The sequence below is a fragment of the Myxococcales bacterium genome (genome assembly GCA_016699535.1).
In the GTDB taxonomy this organism is placed as follows: domain Bacteria; phylum Myxococcota_A; class Polyangia; order Polyangiales.
Genome location: CP064980.1, coordinates 44,640 through 57,438 on the forward strand (window position 1 = coordinate 44,640; position 12,799 = coordinate 57,438).

Sequence of the window (12,799 nt, forward strand, 5' to 3'; positions counted from 1 at the left end):
CGCCTCGCCTCCGGGGGAAGCAAAGCGCCGCGCCTGGGGCGGGGACAGCGCGGGTCGGTGGTGGGGGCAGCTGCGTGGCGCCGCCAAGGGCCGGCGCCGTCGGCGCGGAACGCGACGTCACGCATGCCCTGGACCGTCGAAGTCGCGGTAGAGCGGCGAACACTTACACGCGAGAGGCGGCTCGCGTGACTTCGTCGGCGCTCGACGCGCCCACTCCCGCCACCTCGAATGGCTTTGACGCTGCAGCTCGCGCGGGATGGCGTTCGCGTCCGCTTTGCGCACGGACGTCATGGACTTCGCGTTGCCCAGCCTGGGCCGGCCCAGCCAAGGCTCTCTGACAAGAACTCACCGGCCATGCCTGTTGCGTGGCCATCCCGTCGAGTAGAGGACGCAGGGGTCATCCGGCTATCCTGCATGTCTGGGCGGAAACGCTCAACGCTTCCGCTTCAGCCGATGACCCGCACGCCGATCTCTCCGGCCCTCGGCTTGTCGGCCTGCCGCTCCCGCTGACACGCGAGGGCGACCGCCCAGAACTTGTCGGCGTGCCCGCGGGCGTTGCGCTCGGCGTCGAAGCTGACCTTCCCCGAGGGCAGCACGCGGCGCTTGATGGCGTGGATCTGCGCGACGAGGTCGCGGTCGCGCGGCATCGTCACATCGCGCCGCTGGAGCAGGATCTTGAAGTCGGTCGCCCAGCGCTCCTTCGCCTCGTTGGTGAAGTTCTCGCCGATGACCTGGGGGAACTCGCGCGCGAGGTTCTCGGCGAGGTTCATGCCGATGCCACTGCGGTCGATCGAGAGCCGGGCGACGGGCAGCGTGCCGAGGAGGCGTCGCAGCTCGGCCTCCTGCTCCGCGAACGGCGTCCCCTCGAAGCTCTTGAGCATCCGGCACGTGAAGCGCCCCTCGATCTCCTCGAAGACGGCCAGCTCCGAGCGGTCGCGCGTGCGGCCCACGTCGAAGCCAGCGACGATGCGTCCTTCCGGTGCGCGCACGCTGGTCGGCTCGTCGCAGAGGACGAGGTCGTCGCTGGTGCACGGGAGGATCAGCTCGTAGGGGTAGAAGCTGTACGTCTCGTCGACGAAGCGCCCCTCGAACTCCTGCTGGAAGTCCTCGAGTGGCAGCGAGTCGAACTGCTCGATGAGCGTGGGCCGGCCGAACTTCGCGACGCGCTCCTCGGTGGGCAGGTTCGGCGCGTCGTTCGCGGCAGCCCGCACGTCGGCGCAGAAGAACCGGCACAGCCACCACGGCACCAGCTGCCGGAGGTGGTGCGGGTACTTCCGCAGTTCCTCGTTCGCGATCTCCCAGAAGATGCCGCGGCGCCCGAGCGGCGTGCTGCAGCCGGTGAGCTGCCCGTTCGAGCGCAGGATGAGCGCCGTCGAGCCCCGGTACACCTCGCGGTCGTTCACATAGTGCGCGAGCTCGTCGAGGTAGACGTCGCCCTTCTTGCCGCGAGGCGCCTTCGACGGATGCGAGAGGATGCGCGAGAGCCGCTTGTTCGTGCCGTTCGACTCGAAGGCCAGCTCCGTCTTCGAGTCGACGACGAGCCGCTTCTGGTAGGCGAGCGGCAGCTCCTCGTGGACCTGGCGCGCGACGAGGATCTTCTCCTTCGCGTCGTCGAGGTTGTAGCTGACGAAGACCGCCGTGTGCTTCTCGCGCAGGTGGCAGCGAGCGAGCGCTTCGAGCGCGAAGAGGAACGAGAAGCCGACCTGGCGGCTCTTCGTGACCCAGCGGAACCGGGAGCGGTTCTGCAGGAAGTTCAGCTGGTACTGCTCGAGCGCGATGGGCTCGTCGTCGTACGAGAGCAGGCCCTCGGCGAAGCCCCACTCGGTGCCGATCCAGTCCGCGAACTCCTCCTCGGTGCGCTTCACGATCCCGAGCGTCATGCCGCCCTCCGCGCGCAGGTCGCGCGTGACCTTGCCTTCGTCGCCGACGGAAGCCTGTATGGGCTCGTCCACCGCGCCGAAGCACCGAAGGGAGAGCCGCCATGACCGCCTACGCCGACACGATCTCGCGCCCCGCGCGCACGCTCACCGAGAGCGAGCAACGCCTGCTGCTCAAGTTCACGGGGCAGCGCCTCGACGGGTTCCGTGACCACGTCATCTACAGCCTCGCCCTCGGGGCCGGGCTTCGCGAGCACGAGATCCTCGCGCTCGACGTCGGCGACGTCTTCGACGACAGCGGGCACGCCAAGCGTCGGCTGGCGCTTCGGATCTTCAAGCGGTCGAGCGAGGAGCCCGCGCCACAGGAGGTGCTGCTGCCCGACGTCGTCCGCGCCAAGCTCGACAAGCTCCTCGCCGGGCGCAAGCGCGCCGGGGAGGCCCTCGCCGCCACGACGCCCGTGTTCGCGAGCCGCCTCGGGCGCCGGCTCTCCGCTCGGCAGCTGCGCCACGCCTTCGGCGTCTGGCAGAAGCGCGCCGGCTTCGAGCGCCACTTCAACTTCCACGCGCTCCGTCACACGGCCTGCACGAACCTCTACCGCGGCAGCCGCGACCTCCGGCTCACGCAGCGCTTCGCCCGCCACAAGTCGGTGCTGACGACCAGCATCTACACGCACCCCTCGGACGAGGAGCTGCTCCGCTCGGTCCAGGGGCTCATCTGCTGACGGAGTCCCCGAGGGCTCCGCTCGCGGGCTTGTGCTCAGTTTCGCGGGCACTCGCACGACGTAACCGAACGAGCCTCCGTGCTCAGTTCGGTCGCGCGCGTTCGATTCGCAAATCCAGGGCTGCTCAGTTTCCTGGAATTGACCCACTCGAAAACGGCCCCAGGCACTGCGCCGGGCGTGCGCGGCTGTGCGAAAAACGGACCCTCCCCCCCTACCTGCGGCAGGTTGTAGGCAGGTGCCGGCCTCCCGCGGCCCGGGGGCGTGGGCGGGCGCCGGCGCGAGGACGAGCACGAGGCCGACGAGCCAGGGAAAGCGGCCATTGGGGACGGCGCCCGAGCCGCCGAACAGGCCCCGCAAGCCCGCGACTTCACGCAGGGGCTCCGCGACGAACCGCCGCTTTTCTCTCTTAGCGGCGGTTCGCTCGGCGCCGTCGACGAGCCTGTCGGCGCCGGCCGCGGCCTGCTCGATCGCGGCGGCCTCGTCGCCGTGCGCGCGGCCGCGAGACTGTGAGCTCGCTGTGCTCGAGCACTCGGCCTCCTCGATCGCGCCAAGTCCGCGAGATTCCGAGGGGGCCGTATCGGAGGCGTGTTCTTCGGGCGCGAGGTGAGCCTGGTGGGCGCGACTGTTCGAGGCTCTCTCGTCGCCGCGTGGGGCGCGCCCTTCGGCCCGCACGCGCGCCGCTGCATCGGGAGCGCTCATCGTCCGTCCTCCTCGGCGTCCGCGCGCCGTGGGCCAACGTCGGCGCCCTGACGCGGGAGCAGGCGCGGCTCGACGCGCTCGACCGCGCGCAGGAGCCGGACCTCGAGCAGCGCCTCGTCGTCGGCCTCGGCCGCGTCCATCTGCTCGGCCAGCTCGCGGGCGAGGCGAACCACCTCGCGCACCTCGCGGGACACGTTCGGTTCCCGGGCGGCGTCCTCGCTGGGGGGCGGCGGGGGGTCATCGGGCGAAACTGAGCGCCCCGACGCGCTCGGAAACGCGTTCGGATTCGCCCGCTCAGTTTCGTTCGCGGGCACGCTGGTCACGTCGATGACGCCGGCCATCTCGGGCGTCGCTTCGCGCTGGTCCCGGAGCATCCGCGCGTAGCGCTCCTGGATGCTCTCGAGCGACAGGATGGTGCGCACCTCGGAGCGCGAGTCGGCGCCGCCGAGGATGAACGCCTTGAGCCTCGCGAGCGTGTTCACGTCGGTCGGGTTGTCGGAGCGGACGCGGCCTTCCTTCAGCGCCTTCTCGAAGCTGAGGAGGAACTCGTCGATCATCTGGACGAGCCGGTCCTCGCCGACCGCGATGGCCTCGGCGCGCAGCTCGATGAGCTTCTCCTCGGTGCGGACCGCGACGCGCGTCGCCGTCTGCTCGCGGCGCTTCATGCAGTTGTGGCTCTTCGCGTAGCTGGCGATCACGCTCGGGGCGACGCCGTAGCGCTCGGCGAGCTGGCGGTACGGCGGGTACACCGTCGTCGTCGCGCCGTTCTCCAGCACCTTCACCTCGCCGAACACGAGCAGCCGATCCAGCTCCTCGTAGGAGATGAGCGGCGCCTCGGCCTTGCGCGGGCGTCCCGGTCTCCGCTTCGGCTCGGGCTGCTCCGGCGTGGACGTGCTCGCCACGGACGCAGGGGGAGTCGGCCCGGGCGTCGTCGCGGCGGGTGCGGCCTCCTGGTCCTTGAGCGTGATGGGCTCGATCGGTGTGCCCGCCTGGAACGCGGCCTTCCGCTCGACGCAGCGGCTCTGCTTCGCGAACGCCGCGACGAGGCTCGGCGCCACCTTGAACCTCTTGGCCACCTCGCGCTGCGAGGGCCAGACGCGCGTCTCCGCGCCATCGGCACCGGCGATCAGCTCGCCCTCGACCAGGAGGCGATCGACCTCGTGGTACGGCATCTTCGGCCCATCCTCGCGACGCGGGCGTCCTCCCTTTCGCTGCTCCGGTTCGCGCTTCTCCATCTCGCTCCTCAGAAGCCGCTGGCGAGCAGCAGCGGGGACTGGCCGAGCATCGTCCGGAGGCGCCGCAGCACGCGGGTCCGCTGCCGCTTCAGCCGCTGGTACATCCGCTCGCGCTCGAGGTCGTCGTCGGGCGCGACGCGGTCGACGTAGCTGCGCAGCAGCTCTCGTCGCAGCACGGTGGCCGCGACCACCTCGAGGCTGCTCTGCGGGATGCCTTCCTCCGCGGCCCGCTCGAGCAGGAGCGCGAGATCGAACAGTTCCTCGTCGGTCGTCTCGAGGCGCCGAGCGTTGATGGACTCGGTGCCGAACATCGCCAGCTCGTCGGGGTCGGCGCTCGGATGCTGCTGCTCGCGCTCCTTGCGGAGGAACGCGAACACCTGGCGCTCGGTCCGCTGTCGGAGCCGCATCGCGATCCGGTCGGCGTGCTCGTCGACGGGCAGCTCGCCGAGCGCGGCTAGGAACGCGGTGATCACGACCTGGTCGAGCTCGTCGCGGGGCACGGCGTCGCTGACGAGCCGGTGCCGCAGCCTGCTCAGCATCGGGTAGTACGCGACGAGGAGCACCGAGGCCCAGAGCGCCTCGCCGCTCGCCCGGTGCTCGGAGAGCAGCGCTCGCGTGAGCGCGTCCCGCTCGGGGTAGGTGTGCTCGCGATCGTCGGCGAGCGCCGCCAGCACGGACGCGACGTCGGCATGGCCGGCGAGAGCAGCGTGTCGGGCCCGGCTCTCGTCGAAGACCCGGCGCGGCGCAGCGAGAGCGTCTCGCCGCAGCCGCTCGATGACGGTGCGGAGGGCGCTGCTCATCGGTCCCGCCGTTCCCACCACTCGCGGACGAGCTCGAGGAAGTCCTCGAGCTGCATCGTGACGAGCGGCGTCGCGTGGTCGTCCTTGCAGACGGCGATGGGCCAGCGCCCGGGCGGGCAGGCGTCGAGCGCCTGCCTCATCGCCGCGCGCACGTTGGTGCGGTGGTGGTGCTTCGCCTCGACCCAGAAGCACGGGACCTCGACGTCCGAGGCCTCCTCGCCCGAGCGGCACTGGAGCCCGCGACGGATGCCGGCGTCGGGCATCACCTCGCGGAAGCGGTGCACCAGCTCGCGCTCGAACGCCGCGCCCTTCCTGCGGGAGTGTGCGCCGCTCATGCGAGCACCTCCGTCTCGAAGCGAACCGGGATGCCGCGACGCTTCGCGTACTCGACCTCGCGCTTCATGCCGGCCGTGACGCGACCGCCGAACACGCGAACCTCGTCGCAGGTGTCGACCAGCTCGAGGCAGAAGCGCAGCGCCTGCTCTCGCTCCGTCGCCTCGTCGAGGAGCTGCGGCAGGTAGAGGTGCGGCGCGACGGGCATCACCCCGAGCGCGACGAGCTGGCGGCTGAGGCCGCGGACGCGCTCGACGTTGCCGGCCGGATCGTCGGCGAACGGGTGGCAGACGTAGACGCGCCGGAGCCGGCTGCGTTCGAGGCGACGGCGCCTCACCAGCTCGGCGGCGAGGTAGTGCAGCCCGTCGAGCAGCTCGGCGTAGGCCTCGCTCGGGTAGTCGCGCCCGTCGTCGACGCGCCACGGGCCGTACTGCCTGCGTCCCTGCTCGAGGCGCGAGAGCAGCGCATCGAACAGCTCTCGCTCGTCGCCGACGAGACCCGCGAGGCGACCACCGAGTCGCATGCGCTCGGAGAGCCTGCGTGCGACCTCGAGCGCGCACCTCGCATCGGCGAGCGCGCGATGCGGTCTCGGGCGGTCGAGCCCGAAGTAGGTCGCGAGCGAGTCGAGGGAGAGCGACGACAGCTCGCCGCCGGCGACGAGCGGCCACGCGAGGCTCGCGGTGTCGAGGCGGTGGTAGTCGACGCGCGGAAGCGCGAGCCCCGCTCGGCGGTAGCCGGCCTCGAGGAAGGCCCAGTCGAAGCCGACGTTGTGGCCGGCGACGAGTGCGCCTTCGAGGAGCGGCGCGACGGCGAGCAGCGCCTCCCGCAGCGACACCGCGTTCGTCCACGCGGCCTTCGAGAACCCGCAGATGGCGAGCGCCTCGGGCTGCGCGTCGTCGAGCCGCTCGGGGGTGACGAGCGTCTGGTACTCGGCGAGCACCTCGAGGGTGCGCGCATCCACGCGCAGCACCGCGACCTCGACGATGTCGTGTCGGGAGGGATCGAGGCCCGTGGTCTCGAGGTCGACGAAGGCCAACGCCTTGAGCGGCACGGGCACGTCCGAGCGCAGGACGTCGCGGCGAAGAACGAGCGCGGGAGCGTCGCGCTCCGGGAGGTTGAGCGCGGGCAGCATCACGCCACCTCCTTCGCCCAGAAGCGCGGCGAGTGCGTCTTGTCGGCGTGCGCTTCGAGCTCGGCCTTCAGCAGCGAGACGCGCGGCTTGTCGAGCTTCTTGCCGAGGCTCTTGAGGAGCGCGTCGAGGGCCTTCTTGTCGATGGCCCCGAGCTTCTCGAGCAGCTCGTCGCGCGTGAGCCCGGTCGCGTCGCCGAGCAGCGTGAGCGTCGGCTCGATCGGGTAGTCGAGGCTCGTCGTCGCGTACATCCGGTAGCGGACGCCGCCGAGGACGAGCTGGTCCTGCTCCTTGAGGTGCGCCTTGAGGATGTCCTCCAGCTCCTCCTTGCGCGCGTAGAGCGCCTTCGCGAGTCGGGCGACCTCCTCGCGCTCGCGAGCGACGGCCTCGAGATCGGCGAGGTCCTCGCAGAGGAACTCGCGCTTGCCGGCGAGCGCGTCGGCGTAGGCCGGGCAGTGCTGGCGGTGGTCGCAGTAGGAGCAGTTCGCGTTGAGGCGAGCCGGGTACTCCTTCGCGGTCTCGGTCTGCCGCCCGAGCGTCTCGACGTAGGCGAGCGCGTCGGCGAGCTGCTCCGCGGTGCGCGTCGTCTGCTGGCGGATGCCGTGCCGCAGCATCCAGAACGTGAGCTTCACCTTCTTCGCCCACGGCCAGAGGCGCTGCGCGGCGACGTGGTAGAGGCTCAGCTGCAGCGAGGTGTCGACCTCGTCGCGCATGAACAGCTGGCGGTTGGTCTTGTAGTCGATGACCTCGACGGTCTCGTCGTCGACCCAGTCGACGCGATCGATGAAGCCGAGCACCGTGAAGGGCCCGACCGGGAGCCGGAACTCCTTCTCGATGGCGAGGACGTCGCGGTGGTCGACGACGCCCTGCTCGCGAACGAAGTCGCGGAGGATCTTCAGGCCCTCCTCGAAGACGTCGACGCCGGTGAGCCCCTCGGCGGTCCAGGCCTCGCGGTAGACCTCGAGCGCGCGCTCCTCGGAGAGCGGGCCGGTGCGCTCGTCGTCGAGCACCTCCTTGATGAGCCGCTCGAGGACGGCGTGCACCAGCTTGCCGAAGCGGAGCGGGAGCCCGGGCTCGGCCTGGCGCTTCTCGATGTAGTGCAGCCGGTAGCTGAGCGGGCACTGCTCGAAGCGACTGAGTCGCGAGTACGAGAGATGGGCGTTGCGGAACGGTTCCGTGGTCATGAGCGCTTCTCCGGGCGCTCCGGGCGCTCATGGTTGGGGGTCTTCTCGAACGCGACGACGTGCGAGCCGGGGAACACCGAGAGCACGCGCATCACCGTCGCGGCGTGCTCGGGCGTGATCTCCTTGCGGGGCTTGCCGGTGTACGCGGGCACCAGCCACAGCTCGCCGTAGGTGTCCGAGTGCAGCTGCACCTCGACGCCGAGCGCCTTGAAGCTCTCGATGTCCTCCGTCGTGAAGCCGCGGAGCTGGTCGACATCGATGGTCGGCTCGGACGCGGGCCTCGCGGGCGCAGCGGTCATCGCCGACGCGGCGGGCTTCGGCTTCGGCGGCTCCTCCGGGAGCGCGACGGGGTTGCCGAACAGGTCGCGTGCGATCGAGGGAGGCTTCGGCGGCTCGACGACCACCGGCGTGGCGGCGACGACGGGTAGAGCGCGCTTGTTCGGTCCGTTGTGCTTCTGCCACTCGGTGCAGACGAACTCGTCCGGCAGCGCGCACGTGCCGCCCTGCTGGAAGTGGAGGCAGCGCTTGCCCTCGCCCCGCGTGTACTTCTCGCAGGTGATGCCGGGCGGGCGTTCCGCTGCCGGCGTGGGCGGCGGCGGTGCCGATCTGATGAGGTCCTTGAGTGCCATCGCGTTCCTGGCCGGCGCGTTCGGGGCGCCGGTGGGTGGGAAACGCGGGCTCGCTCAGCGAGATGGGACAGGCGCGGGATGACTCCCGACGAACTTGTGCGCCGAGGGGACGTGGACGATGACGGTGCGGCGCCGGTCCTCCTCGGGCCCGAACCGCATGCGCTCCGACCGGGCGTGGACGACCTCTCGGAAGTGCACCCAGCCGAAGTGGAAGAGGCTCCGCATCGTGCGCGCGGGGCACGTCGGGCGCTTCGCCTGGTGCAGCGTCTTGGCGATCGACTCGAGGTGCAGCGCCACGAAGCCGTTGTCGCCGTGGGCGAAGTCGGCTCCGTCCTTCAGCGTGCCGTCCTCGATCGCCAAGAGGATGGCCAGCACCAGCTCAGGGAAGGCGTGCCGCTTGTCCTCGGCACTCCTGCGCTCCTGGCTCATCGAGCGCATCAGGCGTGACGAGGACGCGCGCGAGAGCAGCCCCGCGCGCGTGAGCCGCGCAGCGAGGCGCTGGAACTCGAGGATGAGCGCGTCGCGCTCCTCCTTCGTGGGGAACGGGACGGGGGCATCGTCGGTGGTGGTGGTGTCGTTCATGGGGGGCAAACGCGGCCCCGAACGACGACCTGGGACACAGCGCGGAATGCCGGACGGGATGGCAGCGGCTCGGCTGACCACGAGCCCTGTCCGCCAGCATGTTTCCCGAGTTACGACGGCAGGTTGCGTGCGTTTTGGACAGCGGACGCCGTCCAGCGGGTAGCACCACACGCGCATCGCGAGATTTCTTTCGGTGCCTCGAAGGCTCGAAGGCGCCCTCAAAGAAATCGCGAAGTGCTCTTGAGTAGACCTACTCGAAGAAAGCTGTCCAGAGAGAGAAGAGATATCTAACTATTGAAGAAGAGAAGGGAAGAGGCTGGACAGAGCAGGTGTCCTGGCCAGACCCGCAGCCGGCAGCGCGTCCGGCATGTTCGAGTGCTGTCCCGGCGCCATCAACCTCCAGCGTCCCGCTGTGACGACCCCGGTGGCGCGGAGGGCCTCGCCTCACCAACTTGCCCGTCCCAGTTCCCGTGTCGCGCAGCGCCTGCGCTTCGGCGGTCAGGTGAGAGCCTCATGGCGCGGCAGCCGGCACCGGGCGCTCCTGTTGATGGGGGCGGATCCGCCCATCCTCCATCTCGTAGAGCACATCGAACACCTCGAGCGCTCGGTGGTCGTGGGTGACCACCAAGACCGCAGCGCCGCGGTCGTGCGCGACTTTTCGGAATAGCTCCATGACGCTTCGGCTGCGAACGCTGTCGAGTGCGGCGGTCGGTTCGTCCGCGAGGATCAGCGAAGGTTCGTTCGCCAAGGCTCTAGCGATGGCCACGCGCTGCTGCTCGCCGCCGCTGAGCATCTCGGGGTACGAGCGCTCCCGTCCGGCAACATCGAGGTACTCGAGCAGCTCACGAGCACGCTTTCTGCCATCGCTCTTGCCACCGAACTCGCAGGCGATCTCCACGTTCTCCCTCGCCGTGAGGAACGACGTGAGATTCGCCTTCTGGAACACGAAGCCAAGGTGACGCCTGCGCAGCGCGGCAAGGTCTGCCAGCGGAACGCCGTCCTTCACGACGAGGCGCCCCCCGAAAAACACCTCACCCGTATCGGCCGGCGAGACGAAGCCCAAGGCCTTGATGAGGGTGGACTTGCCTGAACCGCTCGGCCCAAGCAATGCGGCGACCGTCCCGCGGGCGATCGTCAGGCTGACGTGGTCCAAAGCCTTCACCGCGGCCGGCCCAGTTCCGTACGTTTTGCTCAGGTCCACGGCGCGGACTGCGTCTTCCATCGTCAGCCCTCCAGCGCGGTCGACGGGTCGATGCGCATCACGTGCGTGAGACCGAGGATGCTGGCGAGGGTGACGATGCCCATCGTCGCGACCGGCGCCACGAGCGAGATGGTCTCCGTGATGAGAACCCGACGAGGGAACATCGGGAAGACAAGCTCGCCCATCGCGAAGGCAACCGCATAGCCCAGCGCACCCAGCAGCCACGCCTGCTGCAGGATCAGGCCAAGGAGGCGGGTTCGCGGCGCACCCATGAGCTTGAGCACGGCGAGATCGTGCGTCTTCTCGAGCGTGAGGTTGTACATGACCATCATGATGATCACGGCAGCCGTGAGTGTGAGGATCACGGTGAAGAGCCCGATCTGCATCCGTGCGCGCTGGACGACGCCACCGAGGAGCAGTGCCTCCTCCTCGTCCTGCGAGTAGACGCTGACGTCGCCCCAGCTCCGCATGACCTCCCGCACTTCGGCGATCCGATGCGGGTCCGCTTGGACAAGCACCGCAGCCACGGGGGGCGAAGCAAGCGCAGGCGCACGCCAGCGCGAATCGGTCGCGAGGTCCTCGAGAGCGGGCTGCCCGCGGCCGAGGTCCGTGCGGCGCAAGCGTGCCACCACGCGCTGACGTTCGAGCACCGCCGCCTCAGCAGGCTGGTCGAAGGCGATGAGCTCGGCATCCGCGACGCTCACGAAGGCGACGGATTCGCCACCGGAGGTAAGTGCGTTCTTCGTGAGCCCCACCACACGGTACTGCTCGCCTGCGAGTGCGAGCGACTCCCCGATGCCGAGCCCGAGGGAGGCGTCGACGATCATCTCTCCGTGCGGTTGCTGCAAACGTCGCCCACGCACGAGCGGCAACGAGCGTCCCGGATCGTCTGGCCAGCCGAGCCCGACGAGGGCGATGCGCATGACGGCGCCGCGGTGCTCTCGCTGAATGAGCTGATATGTGTACGGCCGTGCTGTGCGCACACCGGGCACTGCCGCGGCTCGTGCCTCGACGCTTGGGTCGAGCCGCGAACCTTCCGCGAACGGTCCACGAGTGTCGCGCTGGACGAGCCACAGGTCGGCGTGCATCGCGCGGGTCAGGATCGTCGCGTCATCCACCATTCCCGCGTAGATGCCTTGCATCGCGACGACGACGCTGAGGAGAAGGCCAAGCCCAGCGGCTGTGCCGACGAACCGGGCGAGGTGCCTGCGGACGTCTCGGAGCGCCAGGTTCACTGTGCCACCCAGCGCCGCCCGAGCGGCAGGGTTGCGGCCGCACCGGGCGCAGCCAGGACGGCCTCGCCCTCCGCGAGTCCCTCGAGAACCTCGACCTGGTCGTTTCCCGTGAGGCCGAACCGTGGACGGACCAGCGCGACTCTGCCGCCGCGATCGGCGTACACGAAGGCACCCGTTGCGTCGTGGTGGACCATGCGGACCGGAACTCGTAGGGCACGGTCCCGGCGTCCGACTTCGACCCGCACGTCGGCGCGCTGGCCGATGGCAACGCGCCGCTCCAGTCGCTCGGGCGTGACCTCGACCAGAAGCTCGTGCGTCTGCCGGTCCGCCTCCCACGAGATTCTGCTTACGCGGCCCGCGACTGACGCAGCCGTGCCTGGAAAGAAGATCGCGGCGGGCTGATCCGCGGCGAGCAGCGGCAGCATCGTCTCGTCCACCGCGGCGTTGACGTACACGCGGTTCGTGTCGACGATTCGCAACACGGTCGAGCCGATGGTGACCGTGTCGCCGGGCTCGCGCAGCCTGCGCGTCACGAGTCCATCGAAGGGTGCCAGCAGTGTGGCGCGCACCATGGCGACCCGTCGCTGCTCGGCGCCGCCTGCCGCGACGTCGATGCCGCGTGTCGCCTCCGAACGCTGCGCGAGAACGCGATCGAGCTCGGCGCGAGCCACACGGAGGCGGTCGCTCGTCTCATCGCGCTGCTGCCCCGGAACCGCCCCCGCGTTGAACAGCGCGAGCGTCCGCGTCGCCTCTCGTTCTGCGGTCGCGAGGAGCGCCCGCGCACGCTCCTCCTCCGCAGCAAGTCGCTGCAACGAGGCGCGCGCCGCACCGATGCCGGTCTGTGCGGAGCGCAGGTCAGCTTGGGCCTGATCCGTCTCGAGCCGCGCAAGTTCCTGGCCGAGGGTGACGCGGGCTCCTTCATCGACCAGAACCTCGCTGAGCCTTCCCACGAGGTCGAACCCCACGGCAGCTTCGCGCTGGCTCTCGATGGTCCCGCGTCCGAACGCTTCCTGCGTGATGGTGCCGCGATCGATCCGAGCGACCTCCACGCTGACAGGCGACCAGACGCGGAACCACAAGACGAGCAGCACGACCCCGACGAGTACGACGACCCACAGGCCGCGGCGCACGATGCCGAGCGCTCGACGGAAGACGGTCGAAGCAGCCATGGGC

14 protein-coding genes are annotated in these 12,799 nt (G+C 70.0%); 2 read left to right on the top strand and 12 right to left on the bottom strand.

Annotated features, from left to right (window positions below; genetic code table 11):
• Positions 1 to 163: 163 nt before the first annotated feature.
• Positions 164 to 349, bottom strand: coding sequence for a hypothetical protein (locus tag IPJ88_00290; GenBank protein ID QQR90232.1), 186 nt, complete (start codon positions 347 to 349; stop codon positions 164 to 166).
• A gap of 97 nt (positions 350 to 446) precedes the next feature.
• On the bottom strand, positions 447 to 1,880 hold the full coding sequence (locus tag IPJ88_00295; GenBank protein QQR91923.1) for a hypothetical protein: 1,434 nt from the start codon (positions 1,878 to 1,880) through the stop codon (positions 447 to 449).
• A 101-nt stretch (positions 1,881 to 1,981) separates the two neighbouring features.
• Here IPJ88_00295 and IPJ88_00300 point away from each other — a divergent pair, with 101 nt between their 5' ends.
• Complete coding sequence (locus tag IPJ88_00300; GenBank protein ID QQR90233.1) at positions 1,982 to 2,599, top strand: tyrosine-type recombinase/integrase; 618 nt, start codon at positions 1,982 to 1,984, stop codon at positions 2,597 to 2,599.
• Between the two features lie 261 nt (positions 2,600 to 2,860).
• Positions 2,861 to 3,109, top strand: coding sequence for a hypothetical protein (locus IPJ88_00305; protein QQR90234.1), 249 nt, complete (start codon positions 2,861 to 2,863; stop codon positions 3,107 to 3,109).
• A 185-nt stretch (positions 3,110 to 3,294) separates the two neighbouring features.
• Here IPJ88_00305 and IPJ88_00310 read toward each other — a convergent pair whose 3' ends face one another.
• From IPJ88_00310 to IPJ88_00355, 10 genes are all read right to left on the bottom strand, one after another.
• Positions 3,295 to 4,533, bottom strand: a complete 1,239-nt coding sequence (locus IPJ88_00310; protein ID QQR90235.1) for an AT hook motif domain protein — start codon at positions 4,531 to 4,533, stop codon at positions 3,295 to 3,297.
• 8 nt (positions 4,534 to 4,541) lie between these two features.
• On the bottom strand, positions 4,542 to 5,333 hold the full coding sequence (locus IPJ88_00315; GenBank protein ID QQR90236.1) for a hypothetical protein: 792 nt from the start codon (positions 5,331 to 5,333) through the stop codon (positions 4,542 to 4,544).
• On the bottom strand, positions 5,330 to 5,668 hold the full coding sequence (locus tag IPJ88_00320; GenBank protein ID QQR90237.1) for a hypothetical protein: 339 nt from the start codon (positions 5,666 to 5,668) through the stop codon (positions 5,330 to 5,332). Before IPJ88_00320 ends, IPJ88_00315 begins: the two co-directional genes overlap by 4 nt.
• Complete coding sequence (locus IPJ88_00325; GenBank protein ID QQR90238.1) at positions 5,665 to 6,798, bottom strand: DUF4406 domain-containing protein; 1,134 nt, start codon at positions 6,796 to 6,798, stop codon at positions 5,665 to 5,667. Before IPJ88_00325 ends, IPJ88_00320 begins: the two co-directional genes overlap by 4 nt.
• Positions 6,798 to 7,979, bottom strand: a complete 1,182-nt coding sequence (locus IPJ88_00330; GenBank protein ID QQR90239.1) for a PD-(D/E)XK nuclease family protein — start codon at positions 7,977 to 7,979, stop codon at positions 6,798 to 6,800. The genes IPJ88_00325 and IPJ88_00330 overlap by 1 nt, the downstream gene beginning before the upstream one ends.
• Positions 7,976 to 8,608 (bottom strand): hypothetical protein, encoded by a 633-nt coding sequence (locus IPJ88_00335; GenBank protein ID QQR90240.1) that lies wholly within the window; start codon positions 8,606 to 8,608, stop codon positions 7,976 to 7,978. The genes IPJ88_00330 and IPJ88_00335 overlap by 4 nt, the downstream gene beginning before the upstream one ends.
• A gap of 54 nt (positions 8,609 to 8,662) precedes the next feature.
• Positions 8,663 to 9,190 (bottom strand): hypothetical protein, encoded by a 528-nt coding sequence (locus IPJ88_00340; protein ID QQR90241.1) that lies wholly within the window; start codon positions 9,188 to 9,190, stop codon positions 8,663 to 8,665.
• 511 nt (positions 9,191 to 9,701) lie between these two features.
• The gene (locus IPJ88_00345) at positions 9,702 to 10,412 is read right to left on the bottom strand and encodes an ABC transporter ATP-binding protein (protein QQR90242.1); all 711 of its coding nucleotides are present in this window, start codon (positions 10,410 to 10,412) and stop codon (positions 9,702 to 9,704) included.
• Positions 10,413 to 10,414: 2 nt separating this feature from the next.
• Entirely contained in the window at positions 10,415 to 11,626 is a 1,212-nt protein-coding gene (locus IPJ88_00350) for an ABC transporter permease (protein ID QQR90243.1), read from the bottom strand.
• Positions 11,623 to 12,795: an efflux RND transporter periplasmic adaptor subunit gene (locus IPJ88_00355; GenBank protein ID QQR90244.1), complete on the bottom strand. Its 1,173-nt coding sequence runs from the start codon at positions 12,793 to 12,795 to the stop codon at positions 11,623 to 11,625. The genes IPJ88_00350 and IPJ88_00355 overlap by 4 nt, the downstream gene beginning before the upstream one ends.
• Positions 12,796 to 12,799 lie beyond the last annotated feature (4 nt).

Excerpts from the sequence above, each read along its gene's own strand:
- IPJ88_00295 (QQR91923.1), bottom strand. The coding sequence starts at position 1,880 with ATGACGCTCGGGATCGTGAAGCGCACCGAGGAGGAGTTCGCGGACTGG.
- IPJ88_00300 (QQR90233.1), top strand. The coding sequence starts at position 1,982 with ATGACCGCCTACGCCGACACGATCTCGCGCCCCGCGCGCACGCTCACC.
- IPJ88_00310 (QQR90235.1), bottom strand. The coding sequence starts at position 4,533 with ATGGAGAAGCGCGAACCGGAGCAGCGAAAGGGAGGACGCCCGCGTCGC.
- IPJ88_00315 (QQR90236.1), bottom strand. The coding sequence starts at position 5,333 with ATGAGCAGCGCCCTCCGCACCGTCATCGAGCGGCTGCGGCGAGACGCT.
- IPJ88_00320 (QQR90237.1), bottom strand. The coding sequence starts at position 5,668 with ATGAGCGGCGCACACTCCCGCAGGAAGGGCGCGGCGTTCGAGCGCGAG.
- IPJ88_00325 (QQR90238.1), bottom strand. The coding sequence starts at position 6,798 with ATGCTGCCCGCGCTCAACCTCCCGGAGCGCGACGCTCCCGCGCTCGTT.
- IPJ88_00330 (QQR90239.1), bottom strand. The coding sequence starts at position 7,979 with ATGACCACGGAACCGTTCCGCAACGCCCATCTCTCGTACTCGCGACTC.
- IPJ88_00335 (QQR90240.1), bottom strand. The coding sequence starts at position 8,608 with ATGGCACTCAAGGACCTCATCAGATCGGCACCGCCGCCGCCCACGCCG.
- IPJ88_00340 (QQR90241.1), bottom strand. The coding sequence starts at position 9,190 with ATGAACGACACCACCACCACCGACGATGCCCCCGTCCCGTTCCCCACG.
- IPJ88_00345 (QQR90242.1), bottom strand. The coding sequence starts at position 10,412 with ATGGAAGACGCAGTCCGCGCCGTGGACCTGAGCAAAACGTACGGAACT.
- IPJ88_00355 (QQR90244.1), bottom strand. The coding sequence starts at position 12,795 with ATGGCTGCTTCGACCGTCTTCCGTCGAGCGCTCGGCATCGTGCGCCGC.